This window comes from Thalassoroseus pseudoceratinae, from assembly GCF_011634775.1.
Classification (GTDB): Bacteria; Planctomycetota; Planctomycetia; order Planctomycetales; family Planctomycetaceae; genus Thalassoroseus; species Thalassoroseus pseudoceratinae.
In genome coordinates, this window is sequence record NZ_JAALXT010000001.1 from 801,614 (window position 1) to 824,904 (window position 23,291).

At 52.1% G+C, this 23,291-nt stretch carries 27 protein-coding genes; 17 read left to right on the forward strand and 10 right to left on the reverse strand.

Features of this window, described 5'->3' with window-relative positions; genetic code table 11:
- Positions 1-10: 10 nt before the first annotated feature.
- The 4 genes from G6R38_RS02875 to G6R38_RS02890 form a co-directional block, all read right to left on the reverse strand.
- The gene (locus G6R38_RS02875; protein WP_166820162.1) at positions 11-1,156 is read right to left on the reverse strand and encodes an ATP-binding cassette domain-containing protein; all 1,146 of its coding nucleotides are present in this window, start codon (positions 1,154-1,156) and stop codon (positions 11-13) included.
- Between the two features lie 128 nt (positions 1,157-1,284).
- Positions 1,285-2,505 carry an ABC transporter permease DevC gene (devC, locus tag G6R38_RS02880; protein ID WP_240928044.1) on the reverse strand — a complete coding sequence of 407 codons (1,221 nt, stop codon included), beginning with the start codon at positions 2,503-2,505 and terminating at the stop codon, positions 1,285-1,287.
- Between the two features lie 56 nt (positions 2,506-2,561).
- On the reverse strand, positions 2,562-3,725 hold the full coding sequence (gene devC, locus G6R38_RS02885) for an ABC transporter permease DevC (RefSeq protein ID WP_166820164.1): 1,164 nt from the start codon (positions 3,723-3,725) through the stop codon (positions 2,562-2,564).
- A gap of 126 nt (positions 3,726-3,851) precedes the next feature.
- Positions 3,852-5,066 carry an HlyD family secretion protein gene (locus tag G6R38_RS02890; protein ID WP_166820165.1) on the reverse strand — a complete coding sequence of 405 codons (1,215 nt, stop codon included), beginning with the start codon at positions 5,064-5,066 and terminating at the stop codon, positions 3,852-3,854.
- Between the two features lie 720 nt (positions 5,067-5,786).
- On the opposite strand from G6R38_RS02890, the gene G6R38_RS02895 reads away from it, so the two are divergent.
- Positions 5,787-7,232, forward strand: a complete 1,446-nt coding sequence (locus G6R38_RS02895) for a TolC family protein (RefSeq protein ID WP_166820166.1) — start codon at positions 5,787-5,789, stop codon at positions 7,230-7,232.
- A 52-nt stretch (positions 7,233-7,284) separates the two neighbouring features.
- On the opposite strand, the gene G6R38_RS02900 is transcribed toward G6R38_RS02895, so the two are convergent.
- Together G6R38_RS02900 and G6R38_RS02905 are read right to left on the reverse strand one after the other, a co-directional pair.
- Positions 7,285-7,809, reverse strand: coding sequence for a hypothetical protein (locus G6R38_RS02900; protein WP_166820167.1), 525 nt, complete (start codon positions 7,807-7,809; stop codon positions 7,285-7,287).
- A 173-nt stretch (positions 7,810-7,982) separates the two neighbouring features.
- Positions 7,983-9,041: a 1,9-bis(guanidino)-5-aza-nonane synthase gene (locus tag G6R38_RS02905; protein WP_166820168.1), complete on the reverse strand. Its 1,059-nt coding sequence runs from the start codon at positions 9,039-9,041 to the stop codon at positions 7,983-7,985.
- A 512-nt stretch (positions 9,042-9,553) separates the two neighbouring features.
- On the opposite strand from G6R38_RS02905, the gene G6R38_RS02910 reads away from it, so the two are divergent.
- The 15 genes from G6R38_RS02910 (at position 9,554) to G6R38_RS02980 (ending at position 20,259) form a co-directional block, all read left to right on the forward strand.
- A complete protein-coding gene (locus G6R38_RS02910) occupies positions 9,554-10,309 on the forward strand; it encodes a DeoR/GlpR family DNA-binding transcription regulator (protein ID WP_166820169.1) in 756 nt (251 codons plus the stop codon).
- Positions 10,310-10,360: 51 nt separating this feature from the next.
- Positions 10,361-11,059, forward strand: coding sequence for a phosphate propanoyltransferase (pduL, locus tag G6R38_RS02915; protein WP_166820170.1), 699 nt, complete (start codon positions 10,361-10,363; stop codon positions 11,057-11,059).
- Positions 11,060-11,218: 159 nt separating this feature from the next.
- Entirely contained in the window at positions 11,219-11,506 is a 288-nt protein-coding gene (locus G6R38_RS02920) for a BMC domain-containing protein (protein ID WP_166820171.1), read from the forward strand.
- 65 nt (positions 11,507-11,571) lie between these two features.
- Entirely contained in the window at positions 11,572-11,838 is a 267-nt protein-coding gene (locus G6R38_RS02925; protein WP_166820987.1) for a BMC domain-containing protein, read from the forward strand.
- Between the two features lie 68 nt (positions 11,839-11,906).
- Positions 11,907-13,109: an acetate/propionate family kinase gene (locus G6R38_RS02930; RefSeq protein WP_166820172.1), complete on the forward strand. Its 1,203-nt coding sequence runs from the start codon at positions 11,907-11,909 to the stop codon at positions 13,107-13,109.
- Positions 13,110-13,137: 28 nt separating this feature from the next.
- On the forward strand, positions 13,138-13,455 hold the full coding sequence (locus G6R38_RS02935; protein ID WP_166820173.1) for a EutN/CcmL family microcompartment protein: 318 nt from the start codon (positions 13,138-13,140) through the stop codon (positions 13,453-13,455).
- Positions 13,455-13,988: a hypothetical protein gene (locus G6R38_RS02940; RefSeq protein ID WP_166820174.1), complete on the forward strand. Its 534-nt coding sequence runs from the start codon at positions 13,455-13,457 to the stop codon at positions 13,986-13,988. Before G6R38_RS02935 ends, G6R38_RS02940 begins: the two co-directional genes overlap by 1 nt.
- 53 nt (positions 13,989-14,041) lie before the next feature.
- Positions 14,042-15,508 carry an aldehyde dehydrogenase family protein gene (locus G6R38_RS02945; protein ID WP_166820175.1) on the forward strand — a complete coding sequence of 489 codons (1,467 nt, stop codon included), beginning with the start codon at positions 14,042-14,044 and terminating at the stop codon, positions 15,506-15,508.
- A 15-nt stretch (positions 15,509-15,523) separates the two neighbouring features.
- A complete protein-coding gene (locus G6R38_RS02950; protein ID WP_166820176.1) occupies positions 15,524-15,793 on the forward strand; it encodes a EutN/CcmL family microcompartment protein in 270 nt (89 codons plus the stop codon).
- Positions 15,794-16,291: 498 nt separating this feature from the next.
- Positions 16,292-16,588, forward strand: coding sequence for an RpiB/LacA/LacB family sugar-phosphate isomerase (locus G6R38_RS28350; RefSeq protein WP_390881370.1), 297 nt, complete (start codon positions 16,292-16,294; stop codon positions 16,586-16,588).
- A gap of 4 nt (positions 16,589-16,592) precedes the next feature.
- The gene (locus tag G6R38_RS02960) at positions 16,593-16,886 is read left to right on the forward strand and encodes a EutN/CcmL family microcompartment protein (RefSeq protein WP_166820178.1); all 294 of its coding nucleotides are present in this window, start codon (positions 16,593-16,595) and stop codon (positions 16,884-16,886) included.
- A 21-nt stretch (positions 16,887-16,907) separates the two neighbouring features.
- On the forward strand, positions 16,908-17,774 hold the full coding sequence (locus tag G6R38_RS02965; RefSeq protein WP_166820179.1) for a class II aldolase/adducin family protein: 867 nt from the start codon (positions 16,908-16,910) through the stop codon (positions 17,772-17,774).
- A gap of 39 nt (positions 17,775-17,813) precedes the next feature.
- Positions 17,814-18,737 carry a malate dehydrogenase gene (locus G6R38_RS02970; protein ID WP_166820180.1) on the forward strand — a complete coding sequence of 308 codons (924 nt, stop codon included), beginning with the start codon at positions 17,814-17,816 and terminating at the stop codon, positions 18,735-18,737.
- Positions 18,738-18,803: 66 nt separating this feature from the next.
- Entirely contained in the window at positions 18,804-19,997 is a 1,194-nt protein-coding gene (locus G6R38_RS02975; RefSeq protein WP_166820181.1) for a beta/alpha barrel domain-containing protein, read from the forward strand.
- Positions 19,998-20,052: 55 nt separating this feature from the next.
- On the forward strand, positions 20,053-20,259 hold the full coding sequence (locus G6R38_RS02980; protein ID WP_166820182.1) for a zinc ribbon domain-containing protein: 207 nt from the start codon (positions 20,053-20,055) through the stop codon (positions 20,257-20,259).
- Here the strand turns inward: G6R38_RS02980 and G6R38_RS02985 are convergent.
- From G6R38_RS02985 to G6R38_RS02995, 3 genes are all read right to left on the reverse strand, one after another.
- Positions 20,231-21,070 (reverse strand): DUF1573 domain-containing protein, encoded by an 840-nt coding sequence (locus G6R38_RS02985; protein WP_166820183.1) that lies wholly within the window; start codon positions 21,068-21,070, stop codon positions 20,231-20,233. The genes G6R38_RS02980 and G6R38_RS02985 overlap by 29 nt on opposite strands.
- 94 nt (positions 21,071-21,164) lie before the next feature.
- Entirely contained in the window at positions 21,165-21,563 is a 399-nt protein-coding gene (locus G6R38_RS02990; RefSeq protein WP_166820184.1) for a hypothetical protein, read from the reverse strand.
- Between the two features lie 6 nt (positions 21,564-21,569).
- On the reverse strand, positions 21,570-22,007 hold the full coding sequence (locus G6R38_RS02995; RefSeq protein ID WP_166820185.1) for a hypothetical protein: 438 nt from the start codon (positions 22,005-22,007) through the stop codon (positions 21,570-21,572).
- Between the two features lie 21 nt (positions 22,008-22,028).
- Between G6R38_RS02995 and G6R38_RS03000 the strand changes: the two genes are divergently transcribed.
- Entirely contained in the window at positions 22,029-22,538 is a 510-nt protein-coding gene (locus G6R38_RS03000; RefSeq protein WP_166820186.1) for a hypothetical protein, read from the forward strand.
- A gap of 37 nt (positions 22,539-22,575) precedes the next feature.
- Here the strand turns inward: G6R38_RS03000 and G6R38_RS03005 are convergent, their stop codons facing one another.
- Entirely contained in the window at positions 22,576-23,268 is a 693-nt protein-coding gene (locus tag G6R38_RS03005) for a 3-keto-disaccharide hydrolase (protein WP_240928045.1), read from the reverse strand.
- Positions 23,269-23,291: the final 23 nt, after the last annotated feature.

The following is a 23,291-nucleotide window of genomic DNA, read 5'->3' on the forward strand; positions in this document are numbered from 1 at the left end:
AGGATTGTCCCTATTGCCGAGCGTAGATCACGCGGCGGACTTCCTCGTCAAACGCATGGCTGCTCTTCAGCAAGGCTTTGAAGTCAGACTTCCCTAGGGCGTAGGCAACAACCTTGCCATCCGCGACGACATCCGCATTGGTTTTCTGATCCTTTGCGAGCGACATTTCGCCGAAGTATTCCCCCTCACCGAGTTTGGCGACCTGCTGGGGTTGATCACCATTCCGACGCACAGAGACGTTCCCGTTCCGAATAAGATAGAAGGCTTTCCCATCGTCCCCCTGTTGGATGATCTTCTCCCCATTCTGAAAATCAACGCGATGCATCTTCGCAGCGATCTCAGCCAGCCATTGGGCCTGTGACGCATTTTGGAACAGCGGAACTTTATCGAGAAAACGGCAGATCAATTCCGTTTCTCGGATGTGTGTATCACTTTTAATAGCACCATCTTCAACAGTAATGACACGGTCGGCGATATCCATCACCCGATTATCGTGGGTCACCATCACAACCGCACTGCCTTGATCCTTTGCCAGCGCTCGCAACTTATTCACAACGATCCGACTTGTCTTGGCATCAAGAGCGGCAGTCGGCTCGTCCGCTAGAACGATTCGAGGCTTATGAACAATGCCCCGCGCAATCGCGACCCGCTGACGCTGCCCGCCCGAAAGAGATTTCGGCCGGTAATAGATCCGGTGACCGAGATCGAGATCGGTTAAGAGTTGCTCGATTCGCTTCCGTTCGTCGCTTCGATCATTCGACAACTGCAACGCCATCTTCACATTTTCATAAGCCGTCAGCGAACCGAACAAGTTATGCGCTTGGAAGATGAAACCAATCTTTCGCCGAACATTCAGAATTTCTTCCGTTCCAGCCCCCAACAACTCGGTCCCGTCGATCTGAATACTCCCCGTTTGCAATCCCCGAAGCGTACCGATGAGAACTAGCAGCGTGGATTTTCCAGACCCCGACGGACCTTTGACGATCACCACTTCCCCGGAACGAACATCAAGATTGATGTCACGAAGAATCTGCGTCCGTGTTGATCCTTCGCCATAATGGTGATTGACACCGGAGACGTGGATCACTCCGTCCCCGAGTTCCGGCGGAGGAGGAATCAGAGCATCATCTAGAGTCTGTGGATTCTCAACTGACATTATCAATACATCCTGTCGAAAATTGGAAGAATCGCTCTCAACCTGTCCATCACAGCCAAACCTGTCATAGGAACGTCAAACACAAAAACCAGTGAACCAAGAACTAGTCGCGACGGCGGCAGATAGTCCTAGAACAACTCAGCGGGATCTAAACGAAGAATCTTCCGAACGGCCAAGCATCCGGAAACAAGACACATCACAACAGTTGCAAGGAACACATACATGGCCCGACTGGCAACCATCTCCATGATTAGCCCTGTCTCCGACGACAGCACATGAAACAATCCTATGCTCACGAGGCAACCGGGAATAAAACCAAAAATCGCAAGATAGATTGATTGCGCAAAAACTTGCCCGACAAGGAACCGATTTCGATAGCCGATGGCTTTCACCGTTGCAAATTCAGCCTGCAAATCAGAAAGCCCGGAGAAGATAATCTGATAGCAAATGACAATCCCGACAAAAAAACCAAGTCCTTGACCAAGAGTAAACACAAAACCGATCGGTGTCCCTTTTCTCCAATATTCTTGTTCCCTTTCTAGGAACTGTTGTTTCGTGAGAACTTCCACTTTTCGCACGGGATTCTCACGCCGAGACAAACTAGCATCGACTCGCACAATTCCCGCAAGTTCATCTCGAACCGTTTCAGGATCTGCATCGGCATGAAGTTTGACCAGTCCGACATCGATCGTCTCAAGCGGATCACCAAAACGCCCCAACCGCCCCGGAAAGAATTCTGCAAGGTTCTGTGAACTCATCAAGAGATTCCCGGTGTTAATAAAATCCGTGCCGAGATCGAACGTCCCCACAATCTCTAACCGACGGTTGTTCAACTCGACATTAGCTTGCTGAAGAGCGTTCACATCATCTAAAGGAAGGGGAAAATACTTTGACTTGGACCGCCGATCAATCATCGCGGTCCCCGGGTCATCTAGCTTGGCGAGCATCTCACTCGTCAGCGATGGAAAACGAACCGCTGATTGTTCAAGATCAAACGCGATCACTCGAATCAGTCTTGGAGACTGTTTCCCCGTCCGAAGCTTCGACTGCAAGAACTCCAAATAGACAGGCTCAACATCAGCAACACTTGGATGCCCCAATGTCTGCAACAAATAGCGTTCCTCGAAGGGTTGGGGTGTTGTCAACATCCGTCGCCGCGGATTAATCAATACCAAGTCTGCGTCCATACGATGGATTAGCTCAGCGGTGCTGTCCAATAGCGTGTAGTAGAACCCTTGTTGTGTGAACATAAGAACCACAGCAAACGCAATCCCAGCAACCGACAGCACTAGCCGCCGTTTGTTATGCACTAAATTTCGCCATGCCAATGGCACACGTCTTTGGAACATTCGCTGGAAACAATCTTTGACTAGCTAGCGATGAGAGTTGACCAACAACACGGAGATTAGAACAAATCTGCCGGAGCCGCCGCTCGAAGTTTACTCAGAGCGGCTAATCCAGAACCCACACAAATGAGGACTGCCGCACACGCGACACCCATGCAAAGTGGGACAGTCATTTCCACGGGAATGCGAGCCATCTCGCGAGTAATGCGATAGAGAATCACAGAGCCTCCCCATCCAAGTAGAAAGCCCATCACCGCAAGCAACACGGCCTGGAAGATCACAACAGCTGCTAAAAAACGATCTCGATATCCAATCGCTTTCAACGTTGCGTACTCTGGTAGTCGGTTCGCGACATCGCTAGCCAGCACTTGGTAGACTATGACAATCCCCACCACACATGCGATGCCAGCTCCCATAATAAAAATGAGACCCAGCGGCGTATGCCACAACCAAAGAGCAGTTTCATATTCGAGCACTTGCTCTCGTGTCAGCACCTCGACATCGCCACCGTCCCCAGTCGGGAGTTGTTCTCGGATACTCTCTAGAACTTGAGTTTCATTGACTCCCGGATCGAGCCGGACTAATCCTAAACTGATTTCATTTCGACTCCGACCAGGGTAGAGCCGTTCAAAACCACGCTCGCTCACCAACACCGTACCATCGGCACCAAACCCTGCGCCTAATCGGAACACGCCGGCAACCTCAACAATCTGATCATTCAACCACGTTGTCGTTCGCGGAGTGTCGGAGTTAGAATCCTCTTGGAATTTGCCAAAACCTGGATGGGAAAGCTCATCAATCAGCACATGTTTTGGCAGCCGAAGACGATCTACCTTCGCCAAAATTTGAGGTTGATTAAAGACTTGGTCATCGATCTCAAAACCAAGTATTTGAATTGCTCGATAGCGGGGATCGGTCGGATGTTTCCACTCTCCAGTCCCTAAATAGACCGGCACGACCGACTGCGTCCCAGAAATGGAATCCGCTTGACGCATCCGTTGGACCGAAAAACTTCTAGGATCTGAGAATTCAACATACGCTTTCGATCGAATCAGCAAATCGAAATCGAGAGCCCGATAGACCAGAGTTGCCGTTCGAGAAGCCGACAGCACCATACCGATCTGAAAGAAAAGAAGAACGACTGCGAACGAAACCCCCGCGATACCCACTAAGGTTCGGACTTTGCTTTGAACTAAGTTTCGAAATGCTAACCATACTGGCATTTGAAAACTCGGTAGGAGGCTTACAGAAAACTAGAATCGTTCCGACAACATTCGCGGTACTATTGAATCGTGGACGATTCGGACGTTCCTCGATTAATAACTCCTCAGCCTACGATGCCCAAGCATCTAAACCGCACTCAATGAGAGATCGGTATTTTCGGAATTGGTTGGCGATCGTGTTTCATCAGTTTCGATTTCGACTTCAACTTGCAGGTTGATAAATTCTCTTGCGACCCGTTGACTGTCTTCGTCGAGTTTGATTTCAACAACAAAAACGTGCTTATCTTGCGGCTTGAATGGGTCCAGATTGTCGAGTGTTGTTCGCGAAATCATTTGACCAACGCGGACAACGGTTCCAGTCAAACCTGAATTTGACGAATCTTGGCTGCCGCCAATCGCTGGACTGGTGATCTTCGCCGACATGCCTTCTCGAATCAGTCTGCGGTCCGACTCATAGACCTCGGTAACACAGTACATTGGATTCAAATTCGCGACTTCCATGATTGGTCGCGGCCCAATGGTATCACCTTCATTCAGTGCAACCTGGAGGACAGTGCCATCGATTGGCGAACGAATGGTCATGCGATCAAGGAGCGTTTGAGCTTTTGAGATCTGTGCTTCAAATGCTTCCTTGGAGTATGCGTTCTCGGCCTTCACCAAGTTCGCTTCCGCTAATTTCAGTTCGGATTGAGCCAGCAAAATTTTTTGCTGGCTCCCGACTTCGAGTTGCTTGATGTTGTTCTTGGCAACTTTGAGTTGAGCCCGCGTTGAGCGGATGAGTTGTTCTTGCTGTTCGATTTTTTGGGATGGAACGAGATCGGGGATCTCCTGCATTTTCTTCAACGATTTCTCGGCCGCGTCAAGATTTGCCTCAAGTACTGAGATCTCTTGCTGCTGAGAATCAATCTGCGGATTGCTCAACTGAGCTTGTTGTAATTGGAGTTCCGCCGCTTCCTTCTGTGCTTTAGCCGCTGTGACTGCAGCCTCCGCCTGATTTTGCGCGGTCTGTTGTTCAGCGCGTAAAATATCAAGTTCCAAATCTGCTAACTCGGTGTCGAGTTTGACCAAGGGACTCCCTTTCTTCAGGGACTCCCCTTCTTCCACAAGGACTTCAACGATTCGACCTTCCGGTGGACCGGAGATGCTGATGACTCCGTTAGCCGGAACCAAGCGTCCGACAGCGACCACCGATCGACCAAGCGTGCTCTGTCCTGATCCATCAGAAAACGGAAGTTCTGCCGACTCCGCATCATTCGCGGGAGTTGCGTCGCTGGAATTCCAAAGGGCGAGTCCGGCCGCCCCAAGCCCCAGACCGATGAGGAATGGCAGTAAATAACGCATAGAACACGCCGAAATCTATTAAGACACGTGGTCAAAATATGAATGCACGATTCAACAAAGAATCAGATGAAAGGAAGCTTGAAACCATTCGCTGGCATCGAATAAGCCCGGCAACATCGCAGCCCGCAACTTGACGAACAGGAGCCCCACGAAATCGCCGACGACCGATGCCGTTCACGGATTCATGGTAAATCGGGTGGGACTTCCCGCAAACAAGGAAGTTCACGCAAACCAGAAAAAGTGCAAAGTCTTGGGGAAACTTGCCAACCTTGCGAGGAACTGTCGGCCAGATTTCCCGCAGAATCGACAAAACTGTACCGACCGAAACTCAAGTAACCGATTTTCAGAACAGCACCGGACCGCAATATGCAATTTGGTTCCACGGGAATAGCTCTTCTCCTGGAAACTGAGACGAATCACAGGATGCGTTGAGACAGCCAAGCATATTTCGGACTCACCATCGGGCCGAAAACGCAGGATTGCCAGATGATGCGGGCATCGACTACCAGATCGACCATGACCGTTGAATCGAATCGTCGATTTGCGATGCCATTGGCCTGCTCATGCCTACTGAGCTTGGTAGGCTGCGTTGGACCTGCAATCCATGCGGTCGGTGAGCCGACAGCACTGGCGCGGCAGCGTGTCGTACACCGTCACCCCATCTATTCGCGGCGTGTCCAGCATGGTACCGTGCTTGCGACGAAACCACCGACTCGTCCGGTGAGAACATCCAAGAAGTACGCGATCAGACAAGTCAACCATGAATCCTCTGTCACCGAGCCAGAGGTTGTCGTCCCGATTGATGTCCCGCAGCGATCAATGCTCACGGCGGAAGACGTCCGTTGCCAGGCGGCAATCGCTTCAGCACCGGTTCAACTGATCGAAATCGAGCGTCAGTTCGCCTTTGAAAAAACTTCGAAGTCGCGTTGTATCAACGAAGAGGTGGCCAATCAGGTTCAACAATTGCTGATGCTCCGCGCAGCGATTCGTGGCAACGAAGCGTCGGTGGCGGCCCTGAAAATCTACTACCAGCTCGCCGAAGGGCAATCTCAATTAAAATTTCTGCAGGAGAGTTTGCAGGCCGTAGAGATCATGAAATCTGATGCCCGAAGAATTCTTGATCGTGGCTTCGCGGTTGACATCCGTCTTGGTGATCTGGAACGCCAGCAGCTAGAGATTCGCCAGCAGATGAGTGACATCGAAGGTCAGCTCACACAGGGATGGGCTCGGTTGCAGACGCTCCTCGGTGAAGAACCCGGCTCACCGATGCCAAACTTCGGTTCACTCACTGTACAGGCGACTTCGCCCCCCGGACATGAGAATGCACTCCAAACCGCGATGCACCTTCGACCAGAGCTACGTTTGCTGCGGGTGCTGATACACGGAATGCGGTCCGAAACCTTATCAGCGGCCATCGCCGCATTACAGCAGGCGGAACCAAGCATCGGGACTGCATCGGAACTCGACTTTCTGCGGCAACTCAGTGAGACAGTTTTCATCATCAAGCCGTTCACGAAGTTCTGCCAGACGCGGAACATCGAGGTCCGGACGACGCAACTGGTGGTCTTGCTAAACAATCGAGAGCAGTCGGTCCGTGGTGAAGTCCGAGCAGCGTTAGCTGAATGGGATGCGGCTTACCAGCGTTGGAACTACACCAACAAAAGCGTTGCGAGTTGGAACCAACAAATTGACGAGCTTCGTCGAAAACGAGAGGTTGACGAAAATATCACCAGCTTCGACATTCAGCAGGCGGAATTGAGCCGGATCGAAGCGGAGTCGAACCTTTTGTCCGCGATCTTCGCGTGCAAGCAGGCGGAAGTCTCACTTCTGGAAGCCCAAGGCACCGCTGCAATCGGCTGCGGGTTGGCAGGACATGAACCGTTTTGGTGCGATTCGTGCAAAACCACTCATGGCATACTGCACGAAAGCCCTGACTCGGTCCAATCCCACGAACAGCTTGTCTCTCCTCCAAGTCTTGCCCCCGCACCGGCTCCCGAACCATCACCATATACTGAGATGCCGACAACGCGTACCGACCGATCGATCCGCAGCCCGAGATTAATTCGCCGCGTGTCGAACGCCTCCGAGAAGCGTAAGCAAACGCCCGAATTTCAACCGACCCGGTCACCACTCGGACGTTGCCACCCCATCTCGCGAGGAAAGTGAAGCACAGACTCGGGGGATTGACTGATACGAAGCCTGCCCATGTCACTATTCGTCACTCATTAGCACTGGCTAATCGTGCGGCTCTTCGGCGTTCACGGCGTTGCTCTCGAAGTTCTCGTGCCGTTGGTTGGTCGTAGCCTGGCAGACGTCGTCGGATTGACGCATCGTATGAGTTCAGTCCACCGAAACCGGGATTGAACGCTGCTGCATTCGACAGAGTTGATTGCGTTGCCGATTGGCCGGAAGCCGCCTGCATCTGTTCTTGGATCTGACGTTGACGCATGCGGAGCATCTGCATTTGTTGAGCTTGCTGAGCCTGCATTTGCTGGGCCTGCATCTGTTGTGAGACTTGCATCATTTGCATGATGTTCCCGCCCCCGGACTGCCCGCCCATTCCCGACATGCCCATGCCACGAGGCGGTCCACCACCAGCCGCCGACATCATTCCACCGCCACCTCCGCCACCGCGGCAGCCACCTTGAGCATACGCGATCCCCGACAGAGAAAAACAAACAGCGACGGCAATCGCCGTACGCCGAATCGCGTCTCGAACCCGCTGTTCTCGATTATGTTTCACGGAATTACCCTTTCAAGAGAGGTCTTGTTGCTGCATCGTTGGCTGGCCTGCCAGAGTCAAGAAACGACAAGCCAAAACAAGTTCAACAACTCATTTCCGGAAAATCTTGAATTCGTCGCTGACTGCATCACAAGGCCAGCGACGAACTCTTCGAGGGCCGATTCGCCGCTGACTCAGCTGGTCCCGGTCGCAGCAGGAGAGAGCAGGGCGGACCAACGCCGTTCGGGCCGATTCCGCCAGTTGCCTTGATGGTATGCGTACCCAGCGATGAGCGGAAACGCCAACGTCGCCTCGCTGAACACCATTTGCTCATAGGCAATATCGACTTTCCCCCAGCTACAGGCTTCTTTGAGAGTCGAGCCCGACAAGGCTCCGTCTCGCACATCGGCAACAGTCACTTGGACCGCATATTTGTGCATGGGAACCTCGTGCCCCAAAATCTCAGCGGCTACGACAACATCCTGAGCAAAGTTCTTCGGAACCCCACCACCGATCATCAGTAGTCCAGTGTCGCCACATTGGACTTTCAGTTGTGTGATCTCATGGAAATCTTTCACGCTATCGATCCCCAAATGCTCGCCCTCCGCACGCTTCGCTTGATGTGCGACCAGCCCGAAACCAGCGGAGCAATCGCTGAACGCGGGGACGAAAATCGGGACACCCTTTCGATAGCACTCCAACACAATGCTGTCCGTCTGGGTTCGGCCATTCTTCTCCAGCCAGGCTCCCATTTCCTGAATGAACTCCCGCGATGAATACGGACGCGGCTCCAACCCATCGGCGATCTGCATGATCGTATCGTCGCAAATGCGGAGTTCGTCTTCGTCGATCAGGGTGTCATAAATTCGGTCGATCGCGAGTTTCCGCAATTCATCATCGAACAATCCACTCTTGAGCCGATCCTCGGCCACGTAGTGACGAAACCCCAACGCTTCGAAAAAGTCCTGATCGACGATATTTGCTCCGGTCGACACGATAGCATCGACCATATTGTGCCGAACCAAATCGACCACAATACGTTTCAATCCTGCGGAAACGAGCGAACCCGCGAGACAAAGAATGACGCCGCACTCCGTATCTTGCATCATTTTGTCATAGATATCCGCGGCACGGTACAAATCGCGGGCCGAGAACGCGGAATGACGGAACGACGCCACAAGTGGCCGTACATCGTGCTGAGTAATTTCAACGTGTTCGATTGTCTGCTGAAGAAACCGTGTCTTGTCGCGCATTTCTCAACTTGCCCTTAACTTGAATTCTGTGGCCAAACCTCGGTGAACGACGTCTTTCCCGAAGTTTGACGCGAAACGACCGATGCTCTGCGACTTCGACATGGACTGTCCAATCGCCCCCTCTCGGGACGCTCAAAGCCCCAGCATGGCCGCGCGAATTCTAGTTCTCGCGCACTTCAACAAGCAAGGTTGCAGCGATCTCGATCACGGAACCCAGAACCGAGAACCGCGTCATCGCAGATCGAACGCTAGCGGACACCGGTTCGCGCGGTTATTCCAAACGTAGTCCCTAACCGGCACAATCCCGCAACTTTCCCACAAGACCGCAAAGTTTCCGGACTCACACTTTGCAAAAAGGGACTATGTATTCGGTGAGACGAGGTCCCCGAGAACTCGCCACCAAAGAAGTTTGATACAATTTGCCATTTTTTGACACGAATTGCTTGATACACAGCACTCAAAATGGCAAATTATACGCTTTAAGCCCTAGAACCATTCGAAGGAACGAGTGAATGCTCGTCGATCAGCGTCGGCAGCAAATTCTTAAAGTTGTTGAAAACAAAGGATTTGTGTCACTTCAAGAGCTATCGGAACTCTGTGACGCAAGCGAATCCACGGTCCGGAGAGATTTGGAACATCTTGACAGCTGTGGAACGATTCGACGGACACGTGGTGGTGCGGCCTTCACCGGGGAGTCGCTCGCAACGTTCGACGACCGGGAGAAGCAAGCATCGAACGAAAAATACGCCATCGCACGCTTCATCGCGGCTCAGATCGAGCCGAATGAAACGGTCCTACTGGATGGTGGGACAACAACACTTGAGGTTGCTCGACAACTCATCGGGAAGGAAATCCAGGTTGTCACAAATTCGCTGCCAATCGTGTCATTGTTATCGAATCACCCGGGAATCGAGTTGGTCATCATCGGAGGATACCTGTACCCCAAGACAGGAGTTTGTCTTGGCCCCATTGCAATCGACGGATTGAAAGGAATTTCCGCTCGGAGGCTCATTATGAGCACCGGGGGGATTACCGAGAAAGGGCTGTTCAACAGCAATGTCCTTCTTGTGGAGACGGAACGCCAAATGATGTCGGTCGCCGACGAAATTATTGTCGCCGCTGATTCCACTAAATTTGGCCACTCAGAACTGACACATCTTTGCGAATTGAGTGAAGTCAACAAAATTGTCACTGATTCGCACGTCAGAGCCCCTTGGAAAAAAACCTGTGAACAATCTGACGTCGAACTCGTAATAGTCGACGCCTAGCATTAGTTTCCACCTTGTATACGCAACTGTTCGCTCAGCAATCGGTGTTATATGTCTCAAATAGCTTCTCCCATCTCACGGACGGATGTCGAACGTCTCGTGCGAGAAGTGGTCTCAAAACGACTTCAAACGACAACTCCGACCGGCACCCGCAACCCGCTCGTTGTCAATATTTCAGCGAGACATTGTCATTTGACCCACGAGCACGTGCGGATTCTGTTTGGCAAAGACGACCTGACACCGTCGAAAGACCTCTATCAAGATGGCTACTACGCCGCTGAGGAAACCGTCGCTGTCGTGGGTCCACGACGGCGAATGATTCCGAATGTCCGCGTGCTAGGCCCATGTCGTGGTGACTCCCAAGTCGAACTTGCCTTCACGGACGGCATCTCACTCGGTATCGACCTTCCGGTCCGCATTAGTGGAGATGTTCAAGGCACACCGGGATGCATACTCGTCGGTCCCAAGGGAGTCGTCGACCTAGATCAAGGTGTCATTCGAGCCATGCGGCACGTCCACATGGGGCCAAATGACCTGGAGTACTACAACGTTAAAAACGGCGACGAACTCCACCTAAAGATTGAGTCTCCTGGTTGTACCACAACGCTAGAAAATCTCGTGGTTCGTGCCGGAGAGAACATCAAACTTGAGGTCCACCTCGACACCGACGAAGGCAACGCGGCGAACCTTGAACACGCGACGAATGTGGAACTAGTCAAGCCAGCCACCTGTGGATGCCAGTCACACTAGCGACTTCGAATCGCACACCTTAACGCCGAAACTAAGTTGCCTAATTTCAAATCTACAACGCTAGATCGCAGCTGAAAATGAAAGCTATTTGATTGCGGCGACTAATTGTCAACTTTCTCGAACTCAACTCAACAACTTCACCAATACTGGAGAGCACTCATGGCGAATCGAATGGAAGCATTGGGAATGATCGAAACTAAAGGTTTTGTCTGCCTTGTCGAGGCGGTCGACTCCATGTTGAAATCAGCCAATGTCCAAATGATGGGCTGGGAAAAAGTTGGTAGTGGTCTCGTGACCGCCTTTGTCGTCGGCGATGTCGCTGCGGTCAAAGCTGCGATCGATGCCGGTGCTTCCGCCGCTAGCAAAATCGGCGAAGTCGTCAGCGTTCAAGTCATTCCACGTCCCCACGAAGAACTGGGCGGAGTACTGCCGGGGAACAACGCATAATGTCTGAAGAAAACAACGAAGAGACCACGGAAAACACAACCGAAACTCCAACTAAAAGTCGAGTCATGAACGAAGCAATTGGGTTGATCGAAACCAAAGGGCTGGTTGCTCAAATCGAAGCATTGGATGCAATGCTGAAGTCCGCAAACGTCAGTCTCGTCAAGCAAGTGCAAATCGGTGGCGCATTTGTCACGACCATCATTAAGGGTGACGTCGGTAGCGTCCGTGCTGCAGTCGATGCCGGTGCAACGACTGCCTCACAGTCTGGTGAGCTTGTCAGTGCTCACTTGATCCCACGTCCAGAGCCATCCCTCCTCAAAACTTTTTTGTAGGCCTCGACCGAGGCCCTCGTGAAGGTCCAACGAATCAGCTGCCACGCCGTTCCCAAGAAAGGATTCCCATGTCTGCGGGCAAAGTACTAGTCGCGAATCTTGGCTCGACGAGTTTCAAGTTTCGACTATTCGAGATGGATACTGAGTCGCAAATTGCTCGTGGTGGAATTGATCGGATTGGTAGTCCGACGAGTCAAGTCGAAATCGAGTGTGCCGGCCAAACGTCGACATTCGAGGCAACCATCCCGGATCACGCTGCAGCGGTTCAAATCTGCTTCGACTCGCTGACTGATGCGGATTCAGGATGCCTCCAATCAATCGATGAGGTTGTCGGTATTGGATTCAAGGCTGTCTTCGCGGGAGATTTAAGTGGCGTTCGACGAGTGGACGAAAATCTGCTCGCAACAATGGAGGATCTTTCTGAAATCGCACCAGCACATAACCCACCTTACGTGCGTGCCATGCGATCTCTGCAAGAAGCGTTTCCAGACTTACCGTTAGTCGCGGCACTAGAAACAGGATTTCACGAGACGATTCCGCTTGAGAATCGACTATACGCCGTCCCATATGAATGGGCGGCCGACTATCAAGTTCGTCGTTGGGGATTTCATGGGGCTAGCCATCGCTACATTAGTCAACGGATTGCCGAGAAACTGCAGCGTGATGATCTCAAAGTCATCTCATGCCATCTTGGCGGCAGTAGTTCCATCTGTGCGACTAAAGGCGGTCAATCCTTCGCAACTAGCATGGGGATGAGTCCACAGACCGGCCTTCCTCACAATAATCGGGTGGGTGACTTTGATCCTTTCGCACTCCCACTGGTGTTGAAGAAGTCGGGAAAGACATTGCAGGAACTACTGACTGAAATGTCGAGCCAAGGAGGTTTGCTGGGACTCAGTGGACTCAGCAGCGACGTGCGAGACCTGGAGAAAGCAGCAAGCGAGGGTCATGAGCGAGCGAAACTTGCTTTAGATCACCTAGTATCCTCGATCCGTCACTATGTCGGTGGTTATATGGCATTGCTAGGTGGACTTGATGTGCTCGTTTTCACCGGAGGCATCGGTGAAAACAGTAACTTCATTCGGTCTGAAGTTTGCTTGGAAATGGAGTGGGCTGGTCTAGCACTGGATGAGACGGCAAACAATTCCGCAAGCGGAGAGGCGAAAATCTCGAAGAACGACAGTTCTGTCGATGTTTGGACGATACCAACAAACGAAGAGTTGGTTGTCGCTCGTCAAACACTCGACAACATCAATCAAACGGCCTCGTAGTCAACTACCAACTGACTGAAAGTAACAGATGTTCGTCGCACGTGTCACCGGCAGCCTAGTTTCAACGCACAAGGTGCAAGCCATGGTTGGGCAGAAACTGCTAATTGTCGAACCGCTTCGTGTCAACGAGCAGGACAAATCCAATCTTCAACCGACCGGAAGGACGTTTGTCGTCGTTGATCCAATTGGGGCAGGGGTTGGGGAAACCGTACTGTGTGTCCAAGGGTCGAGTGCCCGGTTCATACCGGAAACGAAATCACTGCCTGTGGATGCCGCGATCATCGGAATTGTTGATACAGTTACAGTACAAGGACAGTCAATTTTTGACGCGGGAACGGACTCATAGTGAACACCAACTCAAACAACAACCAGACAGACAACCTCAATCAAGCCGTCCTGGTTCTGCAGATTATCTGTGCAAGCTTGATGTTCGGCGTTGTCGTATTTGGTGGGTTTACGTTGATCCAAAAAGCTGGGACGCCAGCTAAACCTCCGAACCTCACTAACTATGCTCTGGCAGAAGCCATTGTTGCCATTCCGTTAACCTTGCTGATCCCTAGTTTGCTGGGACCGCTTCTTCGATCGAAATCACAGAACAACCCGCCGACTGATACGGTCAACAACGAGAGTTCCACAAGTCAACAGACACGGATTGCTCCGTTACAGATTCAAAAAATCATTCAGTACGCGTTGTTGGAAGGCTCCGCATTTCTGAACTTGGTCGCATACTACATTGAATGTCATCCGCTTGGTCTCGTTGCGGTCGGAATCATCTTGGTACTAATGGTCTTGATTTTCCCAACCCATCGATCTGTCTCGCAATGGCTTCGTCGACAAGACGAATTAGCTCTCTTCAAGAAAACAGACAACCATAACTAGGCGTCGTCACTGAAGTCGCCTCTCGCTCAGACAATAACTAAACAGGTCACACAATGGTTCAAGCAAATGAACAAGCGATTCGGCAAGTCGTCGAAGAAGTTCTAGCTCAACTTGGGAAGCAACCTGCGAGTCGCGCTCGCCAGCGGCATCAGATCACTCAAAATCATTCCAATGGCTCTTCATCTGGACAGTATGGAGTTTTTAGTGATGCGGAGTCTGCCATTGTCGCTGCAAAATCCGGTTTTGAGCAACTGTCTCAATCGCCGATGGCAGCTCGCAAGAAGATCATCGAGATCGTCAAACAGACATGCTTCGAGCAAGCAGAAGAACTAGGCCGGCTTGAGTTTGAAGAAACAAAGATTGGCCGACTCGAGCACAAGATTGAGAAACTCAAGATCATCAAAGACGTGCCGGGAACGGAGTGGCTGCGGGCTGATTGTGTCAGTGGTGACAACGGACTAACAGTTACCGAGTATGCTCCATTCGGTATCATCGGTGCTATTACGCCGGTAACGCACTCGTTGCCAACTCTTGCCGGCAACATTGTCAACATGGTTGCCGCCGGGAATTCGCTGGTTTGCAACCCGCATCCAAGCGGACGAAAGATTGCCGCCGAAGGTGTTCGTCGATTCAATCAGCAAATTGAACAGCAAACTGGTCTTCAGAATGTTGTGACGATCGTCGCTGAACCGACACTTGAAACCGCAGAACAGATCTTCAACCATCGAGACGTCCGAGTGTTGTGTGTTACCGGCGGACCGGGTGTCGCTCGTGCAGCTTTGTCTAGTCGGAAGAAGGCAATTGTCGCCGGTCCTGGTAATCCACCGGTGGTGGTTGATGAAACTGCCGACTTAGATCGAGCGGCAACTTCCATCGTTGCGGGTGCGGCCTATGACAACAACCTATTGTGTATTGGTGAAAAGGAAGTATTCGCAGTCAACGAAATCTTCGATCAATTGATGAGTTCAGTGGAACAGCATGGCGGCTATCGCCTGTCTCAGTCTCAGTTTGATCAGTTGACGAGCGTCGCATTTCAGCCGACTCAAGACCCTAAAACAGGACGCACGAAGTTCGCTCTCAACCGAGACCTGATTGGGCGGGATGCCTCAGTGCTTGCTCAGGAAATCGGGCTGAGCATTCCAAAAGAAACTCAAATTCTCTTCGCAGAGTGCGATGAATCTAACCCGTTCGTGTCCGAAGAACAGATGATGCCTTGTGTTCCGTTTGTCAGAACTCGGGATGCCGCTCATGCCATTGAACTCGCAAAGGAATACGAGCACGGTTTTGGTCACACGGCTATTATTCATAGTCGTAATGTCGACACCATGACGTACATGGGCCGCGTGATGAACACAACTCTGTTCGTCAAGAACGGACCGTCAATGGCAGGACTTGGTCTCGGAGGTGAAGGCTATCTCTCATTTAGTATTGCGACACCAACTGGTGAAGGCGTGACAAATCCTTTGACCTTCACTCGTCAACGACGCTGTGTGTTGTCGGGTTCACTAAATATCGTCTAGGAAGGGCATGCATCCATGAATGTGGCCCAGGTTGTCGGACACGCAACTTCGAGTGTGAAACACCAAGCGATGCAAGGATGGCGACTGCTCGTCGTGCAGCCGCTTGGGCAAAACGGTGCTTTTGATGGATTCCCGTTTCTCGCCATCGACAACCTTGGATGTTCACATGGCGACCAAGTGCTGATCACAAGCGACGGTAAAGAAGTTCGCACAATGATGCAGTCCGATCAAACGCCGGTGCGATGGGCGGTCATGGGTATTATTGATCCGCCAGATTCCGAATAAAACTTGACCGTCAAAGACACATCCACGACACGCTAAGCAGCAGCTATTGATTCCGTCTAACGCGACTCCCAACTATTACGAGGCTTTCCTGTGATCCAGCCGGATCTTGATTCAACTCAGTTCATTGACCAAGTCGTTCGCGACGTACTGAAGCGAATCGATCCGGATCTGCTGCAATCCCGGCAACGCCCAGATGCAGACAAGGTCACGGCGCCTAGTCCAACCAGCACAACGCAGTTCCTGTCAGATCCGGTTCTTACCGAAGAGCATCTCAAGAGCATCGAATTAGCCAATGCGATTGAGATCGCTCAGGGAACAGTCCTGACACCAACGGCCCTCGACTATCTTCGCAAACAGAAAATTAGTTGGAAACGGGCAGCTGCCACCCAAGTTACCAATACAGTTCAGTGTTCGTCTCCCTGGTCCTTGTTGATTCTTAGTGACGCTCAACGTTTGCATTCAATTGCGAATGGCGTCGAGAACTGCCAAGCGGAACTTGTGGGGTCGAACACAGAAGCTGTTTCGCTTGCGATTTCTCAAATTTGTCGTGCGAGTGTTCGTGGAGTTCTCGTGTGTTCGGACCAATGTTTTGAGGTGGCATGTCGCGCAAACCGTCAGCAGAAAGTCCGGGCAGTTGTTGTGGAGGATTCCAACGATGTTCAAGCGGCCCGAGAGCAAGTGAATGCCAACGTGTTTTGCGTAAGTCCACGATCAATTCCTTTGTATTCAATCCGAAATCTCTTCCGCGAGATCACTCGATTGAAGCCCAGTCCGCAAGAAGGATGGAGCGACTAGAACAATGCGAATTGGCGAAGTCATTGGAAAACTTACGCTCTCACAATGTCACCCCTCTTTGATTGGTGCTCGTTGGACGGTCACAGTGCCATTAACACTCGATGGTTTGAACGACGATGCCGCCGGACGAGGCGAGGCGATGATCGTCTTTGACGAGCTAATGGCTCACGAAGGAGCAAACATTGCCATTAGTGAAGGTGCGGAAGCAGCCGCTCCATTTCATCCGGATACGAAACCCATCGACGCATACACTGCCGCAATCCTCGATCATATTGATGTCATTAATCCCAACGCTTAGAAAATAAAGGTGCTCCAAACTATGTACCATCCACTATTCAACAATCCTGAGATCAAAGAGCAGATTTGCGAGATCGGACGTCGTGTCTACGACAAGGGTTTCGCTGCTGCGAACGATGGTAACATCTCGTATCGCGTTGGTGAAAACGAAGTCCTCTGCTCACCGACGATGATCTGCAAAGGCTTTATGAAGCCTGAAGACGTCTGCATGGTTGACCTCGATGGTGGACAACTTGCCGGCGAACGGAAACGCACGAGCGAAATCTTGCTTCACCTGACAATCATGAAGCATCGTCCTGACGTCAAAGCCGTTGTGCACTGCCATCCGCCGCACGCAACTGCGTTTGCTGTCGCTCGGGAACCGATCCCCCAATGCGTGCTTCCTGAAATCGAAGTATTCATGGGCGAAGTCCCCTTGGCCCCATACGAAACTCCAGGCGGACAAGCTTTTGCTGACACAGTCGTTCCGTTCCTGAAGAGCACTAACACCATCATCTTGACGAACCACGGTACGGTTAGCTTTGGCAAAACACTTGAGGAAGCTTACTGGAAGACAGAAATTCTCGACGCTTATTGCCGAATTTTGTTGCTAGCAAAACAACTCGGTCCGATCAAATATCTCGATGAGAAAGAGTCGACTGAACTCCTGGATTTGAAGAAGAAGCTCGGCTTCGACGATCCACGATTCCACGTTGAAGACTGTGATCTCTGTAGCAACAGCGCCTTCCGCGACGGCTATCAAGAGCAAATGCCCAAGCAACGGGCCTTCGATCCAGCTCCTCAGTATCCGGGTTACTTGCAAACGAAATCAGCGAGTCAGCCGTCCGTTGATACTGAAGCCGTTGTTCAAGCCATCACAGAGCAAGTGATGGCTGCAATGAACCGTTAGAATTCTTCACACAGTTAACACGCTGCATTAGGTAGACCCATGAAAGTTAGTATTATAGGTGCTGGCGGACTCGTTGGCTCGTGTGCTGGTTTCGCGCTTCAGGCTGGTCAAATTGTGCGTGAGATCGCACTCATCGACGTCAATCGCGAAGCTGCAGAAGGTCAGGCTCTCGATCTCCTCCATGGAGCTTCGTTCCTAGCCGACCAAGTCATCCAAGCTGCAGGTACGGAAGCTGTAAGCGATAGTGATGTTGTCGTCATCACGGCCGGGCTTCGGAGAAAACCGGACGAAAGCCGACTCGACTTGATCAATCGCAATGTCGAGTTGTTCCGAAAGATCTTGGCAGATATCAAAAGTCATGGTCTAAAACAAGACGCAACAGTCTTCGTGGTTTCCAACCCGGTTGACGTTTTGACATATCTAGCGGTCCGTGATCTGTCACTTCCTGCAGAGCGTGTTATCGGGCTGGGAACAGTGCTTGACACGACTCGACTTCGGGGAATGTTGTCCGCTCAGTTGCAGGTTCCGCCGACTCAGGTTTCAGCGATGATGCTCGGTGAGCATGGCGATAGCATGGTTGCCATGTGGTCGGCGGCTCAAATTGCCGGTCTGCCAATTGACAAGTTTCCTGGTGTGACTCCCGGGCTTCTGCAAGATGTGGAACGGCGAACACGCGGAAGCGGTGCGGAGGTGATCAAGAAGAAGGGCGGAGCCGGTTTCGCCGTTGGCGTTTCAATCGCGGAAGTTGTGCATAGCATTGCCTTGGATCAGCGAAGAATCCTCCCCGTGTCGTCACTCCAAACCGGCGCCTATGGCATCCATGACGTCTGTCTGTCAGTACCGACAGTTGTCGGTCGTACGGGTGTGATGGAGCAGATCGAAATTGATCTCTGGCCGAAAGAACGGTTGGGCCTCGTCAATTCTGCTGGCGTGTTGCGAGAGACAATTCAGAAGGTCCTGTAAACTCCCGACCGAGTCGATCGAAACGCTCAAATTGAACTTGGTGTCTACTAGTCCGCGAGCCGATTTATGAGTGACGTACCAACGAAATCGTTGGATTGGAAATTGAATGATATTCATTCCGACCCATCGGGCTCGAAAGAGTTCGTCATTGCCGACGCCAAGGATGCAGACATGGCGTTCGGCATTGGTGCTCCTGGGGTTTCTCCGGAACGTCATGATGGCGAGTTGCGATTCAAGACGCTGGCTGAGTACCGCGAACAGATTCGCCAAGTCATTCGTCAGGGTCTTGTCGATATCGTTTTGATGTCGACGAGCACGAGTGAGCAACTCACGCTGCGGGAAGGGTTGTTCGACGGTTCGCATGTGACACCGGCTATCCGTGCGAATGACACAACCGACGTGCACGTTTTCCGGGGGAGTCGCATTGGCGAGGCTCCCGCAAAACCGTTCCGCACGACGCAACTCGATCATGCCCAATGCGGACACTTAGATTGTGAACCGGAAGAGCGAGCACGAGGTGCAAACCTTGGTCTCTACTCAGTGACGTTCAATAACGATTGCGAACTCGACCTGGAAACCCTGGAACAATACAACCGCTTCCGAGAAGAAGCGGAACGTAAGGGGTTCCGACATTTTTTGGAAGTTTTCAATCCGAATCTTTCAAAAGCTGTTAGCGACGAGCAGCGGCCGGACTTTATCAATGATGTCATTGCTCGCACGCTGGCCGGTGTTGCTTCGGCGGGGCGACCGGTCTTCTTGAAGATCGCTTACCAAGGTCCCAAAGCGATGGAGCAGCTGGTCGCCTACGACCCGCATCTGGTTGTGGGAGTGCTCGGCGGAGCCGCGGGCACAACTTTGGATGCGTTCCAGCTTCTCTATGAAGCCAAGAAATATGGTGCTCGCGCGGCATTGTTTGGGCGGAAGATCAACCAAGCAGAGTGTCAGCTTGCATTCATCGAATTCTTGCGGCACATTGCTGATGGTTTGCTTGAACCACGCGAAGCGGTCCGAGCCTATCATTCTGTGCTCGAAAAGCTGGAGATTCGACCGCATCGGTCGTTGGAGGACGATCTCGTTCTGCAAGCGACGCAAACGAGCTACGGCGAGAGTCAAGAGGAACCCAGCCGCCCGTCGCCCAAGAAACCCAAGCCAGTTCAATCTGAAGCTGCGGACGCAACGACGCCAAACTTCAGTCGCATGTCATCCGAGGAAAAGGCAGACTATTTCCGCAAACGGTTGGGTCACGTCGCTGACGGTTGAAGGACTTCACCGAAAGTGTTGTCGTTGAGCCAATTGCAATAGAAAGACTTCTTTCATGGATGAATGGGATGACGAGCCGCTCGACACCGTCAAATGCCCAAATTGCCATGAGGATGTCTACGAGGACGCCGAACAGTGTCCGTATTGCGGCTGGTATATGACGTCTGACAGCTCCGCCTTCGACGGAAAACCCGTGTGGTTCGTTCTGCTCGGTCTTGCCGGAATCGCGGCCGTCATTGCTGCGTTGAGTGGGATTTTTTAGCCGTTCGCCCTGTCTTGGCCATTTCGGGTTTGCCGACGACTTGGATAGGAATCCAAAGTGTCGGGTAGACGTCGTCGTTGGTCTCGACTTTGACAACGTGTTCGTGGATTCCCGGCGGGACATCGCCCGCAACGGTGACGGAAATCTTGGCTTGCGGTCCAGCGACTTTCTGACCGGAGTCAACTTGTTGCACCTGAACTTCGACATGGGAAGTTTTGCAAGTTGCGTTGAGAACGGTCAATGGCTTCGCACGAAAATCGTTGACAGTGAATGTTTGCGTCGTCGATTGACTACTGAATTGATAGAACGTCAACGCCCTCGGCGTGATCGTGACCCGTCGCTCTGGAAGTTCTAGCTTGAACAAGAGCTTTGTTTCGCGGGGCTTCGGATCCTCGTACTTGACGGTCAGCCAGTATTCTTGTGGACCGGATTCCTGTGTCGCCGCATCGGACCGCAAATAAAATGTGCCGGTTTCGCCAGGTGCGTACTGGGTTTTCTCGATTTTTGGTTGAAGACACCCGCAACTCGGCTTCAATTCGGTAATCGTCACCGGTTCGGTTCCGGCATTGCGGAAACCGAATCTCGCTTGGACAATTTTCGCGGCCGGGACTTTGCCGAGATTGACGGCGTACTGATCAAACATCAACGCCGGTCGGTCGACCTTGGCGGTGGAATCCGTAGGGCGTGCACCAGCCTGCCGGAACCCCACGGAAACGAGGCATGGCAAGGATATGGCGACCAAACCAATTGTCTTAGCAGACAGGAACTGGGTGAACAGATTTCGTGATGTGTCCGACGATGTGGGTGGCATACTCGTCAACTCCGTTTTGGCGAGTGCAGTCAAAAGACTCCGTCGAGATCCGACGGTGGTGGCTTTTAGCACATCCCAACGAATCGGAGCAACGTCATTCTGGAAGGGCTGGTTGAGGAAGGACCAACCAACTTTTTTGCCCCATCGTGAGGTAAATTGCTTCTTCTCGCATCATTTGGCACATGCGTGAGAGGAACTGAACAAAGTCCGATAGGTTTTCCTGTCCTCGAAAACTCACTTCGTAGCGGGCATTCTTGTCTCGAAAGATTTTGCTTCGACGATGCTGCCGCCAAAACCCTTGTGTATCGCTCACTTCCAAGGTGTACGCGTTGAAATGATCGATCAGAAAAGCCTCGAACAATTCTCGCGGGGTTTGGCCATCGGTGCCGAAATTCTTGTCATCCAATTTCAAGATCGGCACATAGAACACCCCGACTTCGCCGACGTAAACGAGTGAACGGGAATGGGATAGCAGCAGGTCGAGGAAATCCATTTTCGCTTATTCCTGGTCGGATTGGGATGCCTCTCGATTCGCCATGAGACGGGAAAAACGGAAGGTCCGATTCTTCGCCCGACTCCGGAACTGGATCGGAGCAGAACTCGCGAGGAACCGTGAAGATGACGGCAATACCAAGACCAATGCCGATGCGACCTCTTCGTGAAACAGGACGGGTTGCGAATGATGGTAGTCGGCAGTCGCGTAGGCCGTCCGCAGAGATCGGAACAGCATATGACTGCGGACGCTAGATGCCTGACCCGCGTTCTCGTCGGCAAAATCCCGGGCTCGCTCGGGCTGATGAGCGTACTGATGCCAATCGACGGGCGTGGTGATAATCCCGAGCATGACATCGGTCCATCGTTCACACTTTCGCCGGATGCCGTCAATGGCGCGAATTTCTCGAGGGCGTTGGTCGGCATTCCGGAGCATCCACGTCATTGCCTCATGTCGAGCCGTTTGATGAATCTGAAAAGCATCATGTGCCGCGGCGGCAATCTCAGCGTCGTCGGTTCGATGACCGTACGCATGGAATACCGCGCTCCATACGGTTGTCAGCATCTCGGTCACAAAGACTTCCACGATGCACGGCCGAGCCTTTTCGATGTCGGTGGCCTCCGAATGCCGAATCCGATCTTCCCAAGACTGCAAGCGACGACGGCAACAATCGCGGTAACGATTAATGGCGCGGGCAATCCGCAAGCGGCTTACAATGTCGATGGTATCGGCTTTTGCGGCGAAATGGCCGGCCAACTCGGCTGTCTGCCTGAGATTCACGTTCAATTCCTCGAAACGGCATGTGCCCGTCGGGGTAAAGCGACAGAATTCTGTGTTCTCAAGTGGTGTCGCAAACGAAATGCCAAGCGGCCCGATCTTGGAAAAGTCAGCAAAAACGCAGTCGGAGCGACTTTCGACGCCGCGACCGCGTTGCCGATAATCAACACCTCGTCGCCTGAATTCATCGTCCGATGAATCAGACCAACATCGCTTGGGAGCGAATCGCTTTGGATCAACCCTTGGTTTTCTTCTGAGGTTTGAGCTTGCGAATTTTGATATCCTTGAGCGCACCGCACGTGGCAAACGTGGCAAAACCGAACGGTCTAGAAAGGTCCACTTCGCTGCGAATCGATACACGTCTGCCGTCGAGTTCCTGATCGACGATCTTCTCGTCATCAATCCACGCTTCAATTTTCTCCTTCGTGACTCGCAATCGGACTGTGTACCACTTTCCATTCTTGAATTGTCGATACGAAGTGGTTTGATTTTCGGATGCGTCGAGTCCATCAATGCTGGAGAGCCCACACACGCCGCCGCCCCATCCGCCGAGGATCAAACTGCACGGGTCCTTGCCGACCGGAAACGTGAATCCGCAGAAGAAATCGGTGCCGGTAACGCGTTGGGCTTCGAGTTGAACTTCATAGTCGATTTTCGGAATTTCCTGCGTCGTCCGGATGCCAGTCATATAGTTGCCGATATCCAAATAAATCGCTCCCTTTTCGACAGAGACATCACCCTCGCCACCGAATTTCGAGATCTCCCACCCTTTCAGCGATTTTCCATCGAATAGCGATCTCCACTCCGTTTCCGAGTTCTTCTTTTTCGCAGATTTTTTCGCGGGGGCGTTTTCGGCTCCGAAACAGGGATGCGACAGGAGGAATCCAACCGTCAGGAATTGGACTGCAATGGCGGCTTTTGGGAACATGTGCGGAAACTCCATCAGTGAGA